Genomic DNA, 14,777 nt, shown 5'->3' with positions numbered 1-14,777 from the left:
ACATACCTGCTTCTACTGTTAACGAGGGAATGGCTCCTTGGGTTATAAAAGAGCCATTTCTACCCAGAGATGGCTTCGCTAACGTCATTCAGAACCATCATTTCTCGGCCGATACAGGCGGTTGACTTACTTATTCACAATGGGCCTATCCGCTTCTCAGGCGCTGTTGCTTATATTTGACCATAAAATTGTGTTGTAAATCCTGCTTATGCTTGTTGGTGTAGACGCTACTTCTCAACCTACTTCTTCTCAACGATGGCAGCGTATGCTGGGCATTCGGCCGGAGGAAAGCCGAACAGTAGGGTTATTTTTCATTCATAACTTTTTGCTTGGCATTGGCACTATCCTCATTTATGTAGCGGCTAATGCCATTTTGCTGGAAAATAACCCTGAAACCAGCTTGCCGGTCGCCTACATCGCTTCGGCTGTGGCTATGATCGGAGTTGGGAGGGTCTATGCCTACTTCGAGCACCACCTGGCACTACGCAGCCTTGCCGTTCGGGTGCTCCTGGCTGCCGTTGTAATGACTGTAGTCGTGGGCGTTTTGGTTGTGGTGGGCCACTCGGTGGCGGCTGCCGTGGCCATCATGGCGGGCTATCGCCTTATCTACCTGCTCACGAATCTTGAGTTTTGGGGCGTTTCGGCCGTGGTGTTCGACACCCGCCAGAGCAAACGGCTATTTGGGGTTATCAGTTCGGGCGATATGCCTGCCAAAGCCATCGGGGCTATCCTGGCCGCGCTGGTTCATGCTCATGCCGACGTGCTACGTCTGTTGCTGGTGGCGTTTGGCGCCTTTCTGGCAGCTTTGTATGTGCTGCAGTTAACGATTCAGTCGCACGATGTACACGCGCCCCACGGTGCTGACCGATCGACCCGCCGGGAACCGTCGAGGTTGATTGGGAAGCGGTTTGGTGGCAGCGAACTGATCTTCTACATGTGCCTGAGCCTGGCCGTTCTGGCGGCCGTGGCCACCGAGATCGAGTACAATTTCTTTATCAACGTGAAGCACCGGTTTCATGATCAGACCGATGTTATTCGGTACGTGAGCTATGTGCTGGCCTTAACCTATGGCGTGGCCATGCTGGCCAAACTGCTCCTGTCGCGGCAGGTGCTGGACCAGTTTGGGGTGCAACGTTCGCTATTGACCCTACCCTGGGTTGCGCTGGCGGGTCTGGCGGGTCTCGTAGTGCTACGTTATTTCGTGGCCAGTGAAACGGTAATGCTCATTTATTTCTGCGGTATTTACCTGGTTTTTGAAGTAGTCCGGCGGGCTTTGTTCGATCCGGTCTTTCTGGTATTATTTCAGCCACTACTTCCTCCGCAACGGCTGAAAGGCCATACGTTGGCAAAAGGATTATATGAGCCGATTGGTTTGGGACTGGCCGGTTCGCTGATCTTTCTACTGCACACAACGCTGGAATCTGGGGGAGCACTCGTCTGGATTACCCTCTTAGGCGGGGCCATATGGCTGTTGCGTCATACCTATACCCGATATCTCCACGAGCTTAATGATGCCATTGGACGCCGGTTTCTGGAACGCGACCAGTTGGCCATGCCCACGGTGGCGAAAACGAGTCTTGTGAGCCAGCTGCAAAGTAACCGGCCCGACGATGTACTAACGGCCATCAGCTGGCTCGATGCGCACAATCCGGCTGAATTAACCCAGCAAGTGCCAACCCTGCTCGAACACCCGAACGCCAGTGTCCGTCGGCGAACGCTGAATGCCGTTGGGCATATGAATCAGAAAGTGCCGGTTCGCCAGTTGATGCATATTGCCTTAACAGACGACGAACCGTCGCTGCGTCAGGAGGCTGCTTATTTGCTGGGCAGGCGCATCAACGCGGAGACGGCTGAACTCGCTCCGCTCATTCACCATACAGACCTGTCCATTCGGCAGGGAGCCATCAAGGGTGTACTCGAATTGAATCCGCACGATGCCGTAGCGCAGGCCGAGCTAGTTCAGTTGGCAACCGATGTAACCCCCTCGCATCAGCAAATAGCCCTGAATCTGATTGCTACCCTACACCTGAACGACCTTGCCCCCCTGGTTAGTGAGCGGCTGACAAGCGCGAATACCGACATTAAAAAGGCCGCTATTGCCGCGGCTGGTCAGCTGGCCAATGCCCAACTGACTACGTATTTGCTTCAACATCTGACAGACAGAGCCATTGGTCGATCGGTTACGCAGGCCCTGAAAGGACGTGGGAGCGAAACGATTCCTGCTTTGCGGGCCCTTCAAAACGGCACGAAAGACCGGCTTACCCTAGAACGGATAGCCACCGTTTGCGGGGCGATTTACACGCCTGAGAGCCGACAGCTATTAAATGGATTGGCTCAACAACCCGACCTGGTTGTCAGGAGGGCAGCTCTACGGGCGCTACGTCGTTTTTCGAACGAGCCTGCCGACGATGCCCTGTTCCGTACGCTTATGCAGGAAGAGCTACACCTGGCCCAGCGGCTGCTGCACGGCAGTATGACGGATGCTGATCTGACCGACACCCTTGATTATGAACTATCGGTGCTGGTACAGCGGCTGTTCGATATTCTGGCTCAACTGTACGATACCGAAACCATTACCGGAGCGCGTTTAGGTGTTGGGCATCCCGCCCGTGAGCGTAGGGCCAATGCCCTGGAGATGCTCGATAACCTGATTCCGAGGGCTACTTACCAAACATTACAGGTGCTGGTGGACGATTTGCCCCGGCAGGAAAAGAATCGTATCCTCGACGTTGAACTCGGTCCGTTTGCCGATACAGAATCCATTCGGGCGTTTATTTTGCGAAAAGGCGAACAGGTTTTTTCGGCCTGGACGGTCAACGTTGTGTTGCGCAGCCTGCCGCCAGCCGATGCGTTGCTGGCTCAGCAGACCCTGGAATCTCAGTTTGCTTCCTTATCCCCTTTACTTATGGCTCACGCTGCCCATTCGACCGACCAGATCTCGGCCTATGACCGGGTCTTATTGCTGGCGCAAACCAGCCTGTTTTCTCAAACGCCCGAAAACGTGCTGGCCAGTATTACGCCCATCATGAAAGAGGAAGAACACTCGGCGGGCGGGTCGATTTTTCATAAAGGCGACTTAGGGACGGGTATGTATGTGATCTATACGGGTGAAGTAGCTATTCTGGACGGCGATACGGAACTGGCCCGTTTCGGGCGGGGTGATTTTTTCGGCGAATTGGCGCTGCTGGATACTGAGTCCCGTTCGGCTACGGCCGAGGCAATCACGGATGTGCGGTTATTGCGCATCGATCAGGATGATTTTTATGATTTGATGGAAGAACGGAGCGAGGTTCTTCGTAGTATTGTCAGAAGCCTGTCGGGGCGCATTCGTCGGCAAAACGAAGTGCTGGCCAATCGGCCGACCTCATCGCAGTAGTCGTCTTGGCAGGCCGGTAATGTCGATACGCGGTAACGTATGAGGCAGTCGATGTTTTACGGCCAATTTTGGTAACCTTGTTGTTTGCGCCATTCCCTTTCCTTAACTCGTACTATGAATGTCTCGTCACCCGAAGGTATTGGCACCGTTTTGCTGGCGGCTGGTGCGTTTCAATTTACCCGCCGGTTTTTAGATACGCCAACCCGTTTACCCGCCTGGGAGCCCTTCATACAGAAAACCTGGGTTATTTTTGGGGTGCTCATTGGCCTCTCGGCACTTTTCTCCATCGACCTCTCGAATGGCTGGGTTGCGCTTGGGGTAAGTCTGGCTTATGTGTACATGCTGCTGCAGTTGTACGATTATCAACCCGCCCGGATGGTGCTTTTGGCGGTAGCTCCTTTTCTGCTTTTCTGGGTTGTCGGTAGTTTTATCGAACACTATGCCCCGGCCTATTATAAACGAAACGACGATTTTATTGATAATTCAATTGGCTTTTCTACGATCTGGCTGGGTACGTTTCTGGTGATCGCCAGTCGGCAGAAAAAAAGCTTGCTCAAGGTAGAGCAGGAGCGGGCTCGCGAAGCGGAGGAACGACGGATTATTGAAGCCAAAAAACAGGAACTGGAATACCTGGTTGCCGAACGAACAGCTGAAATTACCCAGCAAAAAGAAGAGCTTGAGCAGGCCCTTGTCGAACTGAAATCGACTCAGAATCAATTAATTCAGAGCGAGAAAATGGCCAGCTTAGGGGAGCTTACTGCGGGCATTGCTCACGAAATTCAGAACCCGCTCAATTTTGTCAACAACTTCTCCGAAGTGAGCATTGAGCTGATCGACGAGCTAGCCGAAGAACAAGCCAAACCCGACCGTGATCTTGAGCTGGAAGCCGAACTGCTAACGGATTTAAAACAGAATCTTCAGAAAATAAGCCATCACGGTGGGCGGGCGTCCTCCATTGTCAAAGGTATGCTTCAGCATTCCCGGGCCAGCACGGGCCAGCGTGAAGCGGTCGATATCAATGCGCTGTGTGATGAATACCTGCGGCTGGCGTATCATGGGCTGCGGGCAAAGGACAAGTCCTTCAACGCTCTGTTCACTACCGACCTCGATGCTTCATTGGGCGTCGTCAGCGTACTGCCTCAGGACGTAAGCCGGGTGCTGCTCAATCTGTTTACAAACGCCTTTTATGCTGTTCAGCAACGCCAGAAGAAGGGAGACACACCGGGCTATCAACCAACTGTATCGGTCAGCACCCGTTGTGCCGGAAATGAAGCTGTTATTACGGTAAGCGACAATGGAACGGGCATACCTGACGACCTCAAACAGAAAATTTTTCAGCCCTTTTTTACGACCAAGCCCACCGGAGAAGGCACCGGGCTAGGTCTTTCATTGGCTTACGACATTGTCACAAAAGGGCACAATGGCACACTGGAGGTAGAAAGCAAGGAAGGCGAAGGCACAACGTTTGTGATAAAGTTACCAGCCTGAGAAGCTGGCTGGATTTACTCGTTTGAAGAGACCACCCCTATACTCATCGTTATGCTCGTTCGGTTCATGATTATTCTGCTGATGCTGCTGAGCGTATCGGACCTTCGGGCGCAGGACTCGTTGCGGACTTTCCTGCAGACTCAGTTGGCCAGACATCCACAACCTGACACGCTGCGGGTAAACCGGCTCAATGAGCTAGCCTACGTGTTGCGGGGAGAACAGCCGGATTGTACAAGGGAGTTAGCCCAGGAAGCCCTAACACTGTCAAGAAAATTGACGTATCGGCGGGGCGAAGCAATGGCCTTGTATGGCATGGCCGTTGGATACGATACCTATTCGGCTCACTCGCAGGCCCTTCCCTATCTGGAACAGGCCCGGAAACTATTTACTCAATTGAACGACCGGGCTGGGCTGGCGAGGGTTATCAGCCAGATTGGCTGGTACCACACACAGCGTGGAGACTACGTTCCAGCCCTCACGTATAGCCTGCAGGCTCAGCAGCTAGCCGACAAAACGGGTGATCTTGAATTGATGGCCCGCACGAAAGCACGGCTGGGCGTTTTGTATACCATGCTGGGCGATTATCAGCAGGGGCTGGCCGCTCAGTCAGCAACCATTCAATTATACGAGCGCATCAACAGCCAGGAGGGTATTTGCCGGGTGCTGAACGGACTTGGCGAACTGCATCGCCTGGAAGGAAATTTTGAGCGGGCCAGCCGCTACTATAGGAAGTCGATTCGGTTGGCTGAAGATCTGAACAATCCCCGGCTGGCGGCCCAGGCAGAAAGTAACCTGGCCGCTGTTTACGTCGCCGAGGGGAACTACGATGAAGCCCTCAACATTGCGTACAAGGCTCTGACGGTGCTAGTCAACGGTCATGATACCGAAGTCGTGGCCTGGACGCAGACCGTGCTAGCCCGTGCTTATCTAAAACAAAACCGAATTGACGACGCGCTGACGTATGCTATGCGTGCCCGGGCATTAAGTCGGCAGATTGGGTATCGGGAGGTGGCCAGAGATGCGAATGCTATTTTGGCGGAGGCCTACGTGGCCCAGCGTAAGTTTGCCGATGCGTACGCCTATCAGCAGCAGTACCTGGCGTATGTAGATACCCTGACGGGTCGAAATACGCAACGGCAACTGGCAGTTCTTCAATATAACTATGGCCTGGCCGAAAAGCAGACACAAATCGCCTTGCTGAAAAAAGACAAAGCCTTACAAACAGAAGCCACCCAGCGGCAACAGCAATTGTTATTGGGAACACTCGTTGTGATGGTTCTGATTCTAGGACTGCTTTTCCTGCTTTACCGTAACAACCGTCAGAAACAGAAAGCCAACCTGATCCTGCAACAACAAAAAGCCGAATTACAGGCCCAGCGCGATCAGACGAATCAGGCGTTATCGGAGTTGACACTGACTCAAAATCAGTTAATTCAAAGCGAGAAAATGGCCTCGCTGGGGGAACTGACCGCCGGCATTGCCCATGAAATTCAGAACCCGCTCAACTTCGTCAATAACTTCTCCGAAGTGTCGGTCGAACTGGTGCAGGAGCTAAAGGAAGAACGGGGAAAAGGGCCCGCTCGAGACGACGCGCTGGAGGCTGAACTAATGGACGATCTGTCGCAGAATCTACATAAAATCATTCACCACGGCAATCGGGCGTCGAGCATTGTTCGGGGTATGCTGGAACATTCCCGCACGAGCAACGGCCAGAAAGAACCGACCAACCTGAATGCCTTAAGCAGCGAATACCTGGGTTTGGCCTATCATGGCCTACGAGCCAAAGACAAGTCGTTCAATGCGGAACTGGAGAAAGAGTTAGATCCGGCTGTAGGCATGATCAGCCTCAATCCGCAGGATATAGGCCGGGTGTTGCTGAACCTGTTCACAAACGCCTTTTATGCCGTTCATCAGCGTCAGAAACAGGACGGGGCTGGCTACCGACCCCGTGTGGTATTGCATACAGAGCGAGGCAGCAAGGAAGTTGTTATCAAGGTCATGGATAATGGGCTGGGTATTCCGGAAGAGCTGCAACAAAAGATTTTTCAGCCCTTTTTTACCACAAAACCATCGGGTCAGGGCACCGGTCTGGGTTTATCCCTGGCTTACGATATTGTTACTAAGGGCCACGGTGGTATCTTAAGCGTTGAAAGCAGGCAGGGAGAGGGCACCACCTTTGTCATTCGTCTTCCTTTCGCGTCTTAACGAATACAACCACTCATCAAACAATGCGTAAACTGTACATCATTACTCTCCTGATTGTAGTCCGGTGGACTGCTTTTGGCCAAAGCAGTCCACCGGGCCAGTCGACCGCGTCCGGTTCTCCAACGGCCGGTTCCTCGGCGGCCGCTCCGCCCACCGACCTGAACGAACGGGTGCGGCAGCTCGAAGAAAACCTGCGGTTCGCTAACCAGGCACTGGCCAAAACAGTCGATGATCTGCTCTGGTATCAGAAACTGGGCGACGTGGCCACGATCGACAAAATACGGTATGGTAGCAAACCACCCCACGTTGTCAAAAATCCGACGGGGCAGGGGGCAACCAACCCGGTCATTATTCCGGCGTATACGTTCCTGCCGAAGAAGTTTTCATCAGCTAAAAAGTTACCGCTCCTGATTTTTGTTCATGATGGTATTCACGGCGATTTCAGTACGCTTTATGCCCATGTCGTTCGTGAATTGCTGGATCAGGGGTATCTGATCATTGCCCCCGAATACCGAGGAACAGCGGGCTATGGCGGGGAATTCTACCGGCAGATTGACTATGGCGATTATGAGAATGACGACGTACTGGCCGGAAAACGCTGGGCTGTCGAGAATATGCCGCAGGTTGATCCCGACCGGGTAGGGATCATTGGCTGGAGTCATGGCGGTATGATTTCGCTGATGAACGTTTTCGACCACCCCGAAGACTATAAAGTGGCCTATGCAGGGGTGCCGGTTACCGACATCATTGCCCGATTGGGATACAAACCCCAGAGTTACCGGACTATCTTTTCGGAAGCCACCCACATCGGGAAAGATCCGTCCGACAACGTCGCCGAGTATCGCCGTCGATCGCCGGTCTGGAACGCTCAGAAGCTGAAAACGCCGTTGCTGATTCATACCAACACGAATGACGAAGACGTGAACGTACTGGAAGTTGAATCGCTCATCAATGCCCTGAAAGCGCACGACAAAAAGTTCGAGTACAAGATTTACCAGGATGCACCAGGTGGCCATAGTTTTAACCGGCTCGATACCAGACTCGCCCGCGATTCGCGGGAGGAGATTTACAAGTTTCTGGCCCGGTATCTGACTCCGCCGGGTGCTATCCGATAGTGCAGATGCGAACCGGATCGATGCCTCTATAGGGCAAATGTTCTATCTTTGATTTATAACCCTCCCTGTTTATGATGAAAGTTCTGGTGGTCGACGACGAAACAGACGTAAAAGATTTGTTTCTCCAGCGGTTCCGTCGGGAAATCCGTAACGCTGAATTTCAGTTGGCTTTTGCTAATTCGGGCGAAGAGGCCCTCACTTATTTAGCCAGTCATACATCGGAGGTTATCCTGATTCTGTCCGACATTAACATGCCGGGCATGAGTGGGTTTGAGCTTTTGCGTCATATTCGACAGGATTTTCAGGCGCCCCCGGCTCCGGTTGTGATGATGATTACAGCCTATGGAGACCCCGAATCGCAGGCGCAGGCCGTAACATTGGGCGCCAATGATTTTCTAACAAAACCCCTCGATTTCACACTCCTCAAACAAAAACTTCACGATTTAACATGAAGGCCAAAATATTGGTGGTCGACGATGAGACGGATCTTGAGCTACTTATCAAGCAGAAGTTTCGACGACAGATCCGGGAAAAACAGTACGAATTCGTTTTTGCCCACGATGGTGTAGAGGCCCTGAATACCCTTTCGCAACAACCCGATGTCGACATGGTGCTCACCGACATCAATATGCCCGGTATGGATGGGCTGACGCTGTTGGTTAAACTGCACGAAAATAACCCGATGCTCAAAGCCGTCATTGTCTCGGCTTACGGCGACATGGACAATATCCGGACGGCCATGAACCGGGGCGCTTTCGATTTTGTAACGAAGCCGGTTAACTTCGAAGACCTGGAGTTGACCATGAAGAAAACGATGGAGTATATCCTGCAACTCCGTCAAACGCTTCAGGCCATAAAAGAAAACAACATTCTGCGGATGTACGTGGACGAATCGGTGCTGACGTTCATGAATCGATCGGAGTTCGAAACGTCCTTATCGGCCAGCGAAACCATCGTAGCCACGGCCGTCTTTATTGACATCTGCGGGTTCACCGCCATTGCCGAACGCGAATCGGCAGATACCGTTGTTCGGTTGCTGAATCGCTACTTTGATGTCATTGTCAAGGAGATTATTGCGCAGGGAGGCTATGTCGATAAGTTTATGGGCGATGCGGTAATGGCCGTTTTTCGGGGAGATTACCACTTCGACCGGGCTATTGAGGCTGCGCTGGCGGCTCGTTTGCAGGTGGCCAAGCTCGAAGATAATTTGCCCAATCATGCCAATTATCACCCGCAAATATCAATCGGAATTAACACCGGCGAGATGGTGTCGGGCAACATTGGGTCGGCCACGCTCCGCCGTCTGGATTATACGGTTATTGGCGATGCTGTTAACATGGCTCAACGACTACAATCGGTAGCGCAACCGGGGCAGATTGTTATCGTAGAATCCGCCCAAAAGGAAATCGCCGAGTCGTTCACCTGCGAACGCATTGGCGAGGTAACCCTCAAAAACAAATCTGCTCCCGTCGTGATCTACAACGTGGTCGGGTAAAAAATGTATGATATAGGGTTAGTGAATATACCATATACCCTATATCATACATTTCTCTTCTTACTCTTCCGCCAGGGTTCGGGAGATGTTCATTCGATATACGCCCAGAGCTGGCAGGGCTGCCGCCAGAAGGCCAATGAAAATGGCAACGCCCAATAAAATCCATTCTTCGGGCAGAATGTTAAATGCCGCCAGATTATAATGGTATTCAGACGAGACACTGTTCGAGAACAGCCATAAGCCAACGCGGCTGAAAAGAACGCCCAGAGCAAATCCAATGAGCGCCAGCACCAGCCCTTCGAGCAACAACATCCCGAACAGTTGGGCACGGGTAGCGCCCATCGACAGCATCAGAGCCATCTCGTAGCGTCTTTCTTTCAGCGAATTGTAGAGCGATACAAACACGCTGATGCCTGAAATCAGCATGATCACTGCGGCCAGACCCCGCAGCGTTTCAACGCCAACGCCGAGTAAGGAAAACAACCGGTTGATCTCGATATTGGGCAAAGCCGCCTGAAGTTTAGAGTTACTGTTGATGCCTCGGGCCAGCATCATGCCCATCGGGTTCCGAAACTTGATGAGCATGCTGGTTATCTCACGTGGCGCTTCTTCATGCGCTTCCTCGTCGTGTGTTTCACCAGCTTCGTGATGGGCCTCATGGTGTTCATGAATGGCCCAAACGCTCGATAAAGGTGTCAGAATAAGCTGGTCGGCCACGGTATTCGTCGGGCTTAAGATGCCAACAACCTTGTACTTCGTGTCGGCATGGACGTCGCCGTCCTTGTCCAGCCCGTGCGATCCTGCAAACGTATCGCCGATCTTCAAACCTGTTACAGCTGCCACCCGCGGGCCTATTACGGTCTCTAAATCCTGCTGAAATAATTTTCCTTGAGCTATGGTCGCCCCGAAGTGATCGATGTATTTCTTGTTGGTGCCAACAATTCGGAATGACTGATAATTATCACCCATCGAGAGCGGAATAGCCGTTTTGATCATTGGGTTACGGGTCAGGCGCTCGGCTTCTTCGAGCGGCATGTTTCCCGTTGGCGAATCGATCTGATAGATACTGGACAAGATCAGTTGGAGCGGGCTTCCTTTAGCGCCCAGTACCATGTCGATGCCTTTGATATTTTTGCGGAACTGGTCGTCCAACTGCTTGTTGAGGAGCAGCAACAGCGAAATAATCGTGATGCCGAATGTCATGAGAAGCCCACTTAGAAAACTGCTCAGGGGTTTGTCTTTAAGATTACTCCAACTAATTCGGAACAGATTCATAGTAGCAGGTTATAACAGGAAGAGTAAAAACGGCCAGTGCAAAATACTACAGCAAATCCAGTTTAAAATGGTGGCTGGTTATATTAAATCCTTTGTTCAGATACAGCCGATGCGCATCGTAGCGGGCCGGATTCTGGCCGGAGTCGAGCGACACGCACTGGCAACCGGTCTGGCGAGCCTGTTCTACCACAAAATCGACTAAGGCACTGGCATACCCTTTTCCCCGCGCAGCGGGCAGCGTCGACAAATCGTCGATGTAGATCGTTTTGCCACTGTACAGGAAATTCAACGTTCGATAGCCCGTTACGGCGGGTGCTGGGGCCGTTGGGTCGTCACCCGCAATAAAAGCCAGCACGAAGCCTTCATTGGCTTGCTGAAAGCGAATCTGCTCAAAGGCTTGCTCGGGTGTCAGATGGGGGCGAAGCGCCAGCATAGCGGGCAAACAACGACGAATATCTTCGTCCGATTGGGCAATTTTAGGGGTCATAAGTGTGCGCGGATGTCTTGTAATAATGTGTCACCACCGCGTGCCAGGATGGCTTCGGCCAGCGAGTGCCCAATCAACGGAGATTCGTTTGGATCGCCAGCAAACGTATCCCGAATCAACTCACCACCGTCCAGACTAACCAGTCCACCCGTCAGGCTAATGGTATTCTCCTCGGTCCATTGAGCCAGTGCAAACGAGGGAATGCTGCAACCTCCTTCCAGCCGGGCCAGAAATGCCCGTTCGGCGCGCAGGCAGGCTGCCGTTGGGTCGTGGTTAACGAGTCGGGTAATAGCCTCGCTCACTTCCCTACTCAGGGAGGTCGCCACTTCAATGGCGATACTCCCCTGGGCCACGGCGGGTGTGAATTCGGCAAGAGGCAATCGTTCGACAATCAGGTCGTCGTAGCCCATCCGGTGAACGCCCGCGTAGGCCAGCAGAAGGGCGTCGCAGTGCCCTTCGTCGAGTTTACGAAGCCGGGTTTGCAGGTTGCCCCGCATATCGACGGTGGTTATGTGCGGGCAATAGTGCTTGAGCATGGCCACCCGTCGGGTAGACGATGTGCCAATTCGAAAGGCTTCTCCGCCGGTGAGCGAAAGAGTTTTATTTCGGCTAACCAGTACATCGTTGGCAGGTTCGCGCTCGGTAAACGCAATGATATGTAAATCAGCCGGTAGGTTCGAGGGTAAGTCTTTGGCGCTATGAACGGCAATATCAATGGCTCCCGTACGGAGTTGATCTTCCAGCTCCTGGGTGAAAACGCCTTTGCTACCAATCTTCGCCAGCGACCGGTCGAGTACCAGATCGCCTTTCGTTTCGATAAGAACCAACTCGGAGGTTAGTCCTCCTTTCTGCAGCAACGATTGTATATGTTCTGCTTGCCAAACCGCCAGGCGGCTGCTTCGAGTGCCAATTCTAATATGCATGATTGTACAAAGGTACGGCATGAAAACCGGCTTTTTGTAATTCAGATGCATTGTGGTAATGTGTAGAAAGACAACCACATACAGACCACAAATCGCAACACTATTTTTTTAGCGTCAATAGCCTGCGAAAAATGACAAAACAGGCATCTGCTGTGCCAAAACGGCATTATTTCGCCAAAATGGACGCTAATTTGCTGACAAGCTGGCTGAAAAATAATCGATTAATCTATTAGGCACGAGGTTTGTCTAAGAACTAGTACTAGAACAGTAAACAACATCCACTATGAAAGCGATAGAAAATGTGTTTCAGGGAACAGGCGGTCAAATCGACTTGCTGAATACGCTCTACGGTGGTTCGACTCAAACGACCATGAATGTTGAGCGTGAAGACGAGCGCCTGGTAATTACCCTGTCTGCTCCCGGCGTAAGCGCCAATTCGTTTAATGTGCTGGTCGAGGGCAATAAACTCGTTCTCTATACCTTATTGGTCAGCACATCCAACCAGTCTCTGGAAGACGGTACAAACCAGCGCTTGGCCGTACCTATGTTTCTGCGGGTTCTGGATATTCCGGCCTTCGTTGACGTCGATTCGATCGACGCCGTTCACGAACATGGTCGGGTGATGGTCATGCTGCCTTTTAAAGATAAAGAACACATGCACCGTCGGATCGACATCAAAAACCTCTTTTAAGTCAAGCCTCAGTATTTCCTTCCGGGGCCTCAAATTTGGTCCTGTAGCCTATAGATGAGTCCGAAGCCGCTTTCACGAAAGCGGCTTTATGTTTTCCATGACAGCTACATAAAAAATCCCTCTGATTCAAATCAGAGGGATTTTTTATGCCAAGTATGTTAAACGTGAATGGTGTTCAGGCGTTTATGATGCAGGTGCTATTTTTTAGCCGTGATGATGTTGTAATTTGCCGTCATGAAAAATTTCACCAATTACCTGCTTGTATCCCTTTTTGTTCTGGTAGTGTCGGGTTGTGGCACAAAGCCATTGGACAAAAAATATCGTAGCCAAACCATGTGGTACGACATACAGGTGGGGTCAAGTACTAAAAATGACTCGATCAACCATGAGCTTTGCCGCCTGGCTGTGGCCGATAATACCACGCATGGGGTAAAGAACGAAGACCTAACCTATCAGGAGTTGATCGATCATGGCTACGAGCTATTGGGCAAGACACACACCGAAGCCTATGTTGACAGCCTGCGCGAAATGTACGGTAAGCGCTAGCAACGAGGCTCCGTTTTATGAATCAGCCCGGAGGATACGTTCAATTTCTATGGCTCTCTCCTGCAGGCGGCTCAGTTTTGCGCTTCGCTCCTCAATGGAGCCTGAGCTATCCCATTCCGTTGGCGAGAAGTAAATCAGTTCAGCATCACTTTCTCCATGGGCCAGATTATAAGCGTTCACTTCAGCCTGGGTCTGGGCCTTTGGATAAACCGGTAGTTCATCGGCAAAGACTTTGATGGACGTAAATAAGGTTGATATAGTTTCGTTGTCGGCGGTCGGGGTCAAGTTGAGAAATTCACTGATTGCCTGATATAAATCCTGCTTAACTGTTTCGTTATCCATGCGTTTGTCCGGGCGTTAATGCGAGCCTCTACAGGTAACATGAAATACGGATTGATGGTTAGGCAATCTTACCGACAAAGGTTTGTTGATTTAGCGAAACGATAGAATCCTCCGCTATTAATCCTGGTAGGCAACGACTTCATACAGTTGCCGAACTTTATCCCGTGATCGTTTCAGCCGCATTTTTACGGCACTTTCTTTAATATTCAGGTGAGCGGAGATCTGTTGAATATTCATACCCTGCTGGTACTTCAGGCGTAGCAGGTCGGCATCCTGTGGCGACAGCGCATCCATGGCTCTGGTCAGGTCGCGCATTTGTTCTTCCTGTGGCGTATAATCGTCCGTATCTATATACTGGCTAGTCAGGGTATCGTCCAGAGAAGTGGTGTTTAGCCGATTCGATAATTTGATCTGATCCAGGCAGTAGTTAAACGAAATAGAATACAGCCAGGTCGAAAAAGTCGAGCGTTCCTGAAAACGGTCAAGACGGGCAAACGTCCGAATAAAAATATCGTGGGTAAAGTCCTCCGCTTTTTCGGCGTCTTTGGTCATCGACAAACACCGGTTGTAGACTTTACTAACATAGCGGTTGTAGAGGGTTTCAAAACAGGCGGTAGGATTTGTGGGTAAATACTGTCTGATCAGTTCTTCGTCATTGATTTGAGCTTTCATTTTTTTTCTAGTATTTATGGGCTTGGTAAACTGACTTCTTTCAAAGTCTGCTTGATAATGCAAATTTGACTGTTCGTCACCTCTTTATAAACTTAATTCGATGAAGTGCATATTTTGCCCGTTTTTTGGTAATGGAGCATAGCCTGGAACAGCTAGTGGCCT

Annotated in this window: 13 protein-coding genes; 8 read left to right on the top strand and 5 right to left on the bottom strand. The window is 51.4% G+C overall.

Going from position 1 to position 14,777, the window contains the following annotated elements; translation table 11 throughout:
• Window positions 1–208: 208 nt before the first annotated feature.
• The 6 genes from ACYVAM_RS13030 to ACYVAM_RS13005 all read left to right on the top strand — a co-directional run bounded on the left by ACYVAM_RS13030 (window position 209) and on the right by ACYVAM_RS13005 (window position 9,679).
• Window positions 209–3,376 carry a cyclic nucleotide-binding domain-containing protein gene (locus ACYVAM_RS13030; protein WP_461067612.1) on the top strand — a complete coding sequence of 1,056 codons (3,168 nt, stop codon included), beginning with the start codon at window positions 209–211 and terminating at the stop codon, window positions 3,374–3,376.
• 114 nt (window positions 3,377–3,490) lie between these two features.
• Window positions 3,491–4,864 carry an ATP-binding protein gene (locus ACYVAM_RS13025; RefSeq protein ID WP_461067610.1) on the top strand — a complete coding sequence of 458 codons (1,374 nt, stop codon included), beginning with the start codon at window positions 3,491–3,493 and terminating at the stop codon, window positions 4,862–4,864.
• 51 nt (window positions 4,865–4,915) lie between these two features.
• Window positions 4,916–7,069: a sensor histidine kinase gene (locus ACYVAM_RS13020; RefSeq protein ID WP_461067608.1), complete on the top strand. Its 2,154-nt coding sequence runs from the start codon at window positions 4,916–4,918 to the stop codon at window positions 7,067–7,069.
• 23 nt (window positions 7,070–7,092) lie between these two features.
• Entirely contained in the window at window positions 7,093–8,184 is a 1,092-nt protein-coding gene (locus tag ACYVAM_RS13015; protein WP_461067606.1) for an alpha/beta hydrolase family protein, read from the top strand.
• Window positions 8,185–8,255: 71 nt separating this feature from the next.
• Entirely contained in the window at window positions 8,256–8,636 is a 381-nt protein-coding gene (locus ACYVAM_RS13010; protein WP_046375142.1) for a response regulator, read from the top strand.
• Complete coding sequence (locus tag ACYVAM_RS13005) at window positions 8,633–9,679, top strand: adenylate/guanylate cyclase domain-containing protein (protein ID WP_461067604.1); 1,047 nt, start codon at window positions 8,633–8,635, stop codon at window positions 9,677–9,679. Before ACYVAM_RS13010 ends, ACYVAM_RS13005 begins: the two co-directional genes overlap by 4 nt.
• A 60-nt stretch (window positions 9,680–9,739) precedes the next feature.
• Here ACYVAM_RS13005 and ACYVAM_RS13000 read toward each other — a convergent pair whose 3' ends face one another.
• From ACYVAM_RS13000 to hemC, 3 genes are read right to left on the bottom strand one after another with little or no spacing between them, the layout of a single operon-like run.
• Window positions 9,740–10,954, bottom strand: a complete 1,215-nt coding sequence (locus ACYVAM_RS13000) for an ABC transporter permease (RefSeq protein ID WP_461067602.1) — start codon at window positions 10,952–10,954, stop codon at window positions 9,740–9,742.
• Between the two features lie 46 nt (window positions 10,955–11,000).
• Entirely contained in the window at window positions 11,001–11,441 is a 441-nt protein-coding gene (locus ACYVAM_RS12995) for a GNAT family N-acetyltransferase (RefSeq protein WP_461067600.1), read from the bottom strand.
• Window positions 11,438–12,364: a hydroxymethylbilane synthase gene (gene hemC, locus ACYVAM_RS12990; protein WP_461067598.1), complete on the bottom strand. Its 927-nt coding sequence runs from the start codon at window positions 12,362–12,364 to the stop codon at window positions 11,438–11,440. The genes ACYVAM_RS12995 and hemC overlap by 4 nt, the downstream gene beginning before the upstream one ends.
• A 283-nt stretch (window positions 12,365–12,647) precedes the next feature.
• Here hemC and ACYVAM_RS12985 point away from each other — a divergent pair, with 283 nt between their 5' ends.
• Together ACYVAM_RS12985 and ACYVAM_RS12980 are read left to right on the top strand one after the other, a co-directional pair.
• Window positions 12,648–13,055 carry an Hsp20/alpha crystallin family protein gene (locus ACYVAM_RS12985; protein ID WP_461067596.1) on the top strand — a complete coding sequence of 136 codons (408 nt, stop codon included), beginning with the start codon at window positions 12,648–12,650 and terminating at the stop codon, window positions 13,053–13,055.
• Between the two features lie 234 nt (window positions 13,056–13,289).
• The gene (locus tag ACYVAM_RS12980) at window positions 13,290–13,601 is read left to right on the top strand and encodes a hypothetical protein (protein WP_461067594.1); all 312 of its coding nucleotides are present in this window, start codon (window positions 13,290–13,292) and stop codon (window positions 13,599–13,601) included.
• 15 nt (window positions 13,602–13,616) lie between these two features.
• On the opposite strand, the gene ACYVAM_RS12975 is transcribed toward ACYVAM_RS12980, so the two are convergent.
• Window positions 13,617–13,943, bottom strand: coding sequence for a hypothetical protein (locus ACYVAM_RS12975; protein WP_461067592.1), 327 nt, complete (start codon window positions 13,941–13,943; stop codon window positions 13,617–13,619).
• A 117-nt stretch (window positions 13,944–14,060) separates the two neighbouring features.
• Entirely contained in the window at window positions 14,061–14,615 is a 555-nt protein-coding gene (locus ACYVAM_RS12970; protein WP_461067590.1) for an RNA polymerase sigma factor, read from the bottom strand.
• Between the last annotated feature and the right edge of the window lie 162 nt (window positions 14,616–14,777).

This window comes from Spirosoma horti, assembly GCF_054776595.1.
Note: the sequence above shows the minus strand (reverse complement) of the source record. Positions and strands in the feature narration are given on the sequence as shown.

Coding starts and splice junctions, on each gene's coding strand:
- ACYVAM_RS12980 (WP_461067594.1), top strand. CDS start 13,290: ATGAAAAATTTCACCAATTACCTGCTTGTATCCCTTTTTGTTCTGGTA.
- ACYVAM_RS13010 (WP_046375142.1), top strand. CDS start 8,256: ATGATGAAAGTTCTGGTGGTCGACGACGAAACAGACGTAAAAGATTTG.
- ACYVAM_RS13015 (WP_461067606.1), top strand. CDS start 7,093: ATGCGTAAACTGTACATCATTACTCTCCTGATTGTAGTCCGGTGGACT.
- ACYVAM_RS13025 (WP_461067610.1), top strand. CDS start 3,491: ATGAATGTCTCGTCACCCGAAGGTATTGGCACCGTTTTGCTGGCGGCT.
- ACYVAM_RS12995 (WP_461067600.1), bottom strand. CDS start 11,441: ATGACCCCTAAAATTGCCCAATCGGACGAAGATATTCGTCGTTGTTTG.
- ACYVAM_RS12970 (WP_461067590.1), bottom strand. CDS start 14,615: ATGAAAGCTCAAATCAATGACGAAGAACTGATCAGACAGTATTTACCC.
- hemC (WP_461067598.1), bottom strand. CDS start 12,364: ATGCATATTAGAATTGGCACTCGAAGCAGCCGCCTGGCGGTTTGGCAA.
- ACYVAM_RS13005 (WP_461067604.1), top strand. CDS start 8,633: ATGAAGGCCAAAATATTGGTGGTCGACGATGAGACGGATCTTGAGCTA.
- ACYVAM_RS13030 (WP_461067612.1), top strand. CDS start 209: ATGCTTGTTGGTGTAGACGCTACTTCTCAACCTACTTCTTCTCAACGA.
- ACYVAM_RS12975 (WP_461067592.1), bottom strand. CDS start 13,943: ATGGATAACGAAACAGTTAAGCAGGATTTATATCAGGCAATCAGTGAA.
- ACYVAM_RS12985 (WP_461067596.1), top strand. CDS start 12,648: ATGAAAGCGATAGAAAATGTGTTTCAGGGAACAGGCGGTCAAATCGAC.
- ACYVAM_RS13000 (WP_461067602.1), bottom strand. CDS start 10,954: ATGAATCTGTTCCGAATTAGTTGGAGTAATCTTAAAGACAAACCCCTG.
- ACYVAM_RS13020 (WP_461067608.1), top strand. CDS start 4,916: ATGCTCGTTCGGTTCATGATTATTCTGCTGATGCTGCTGAGCGTATCG.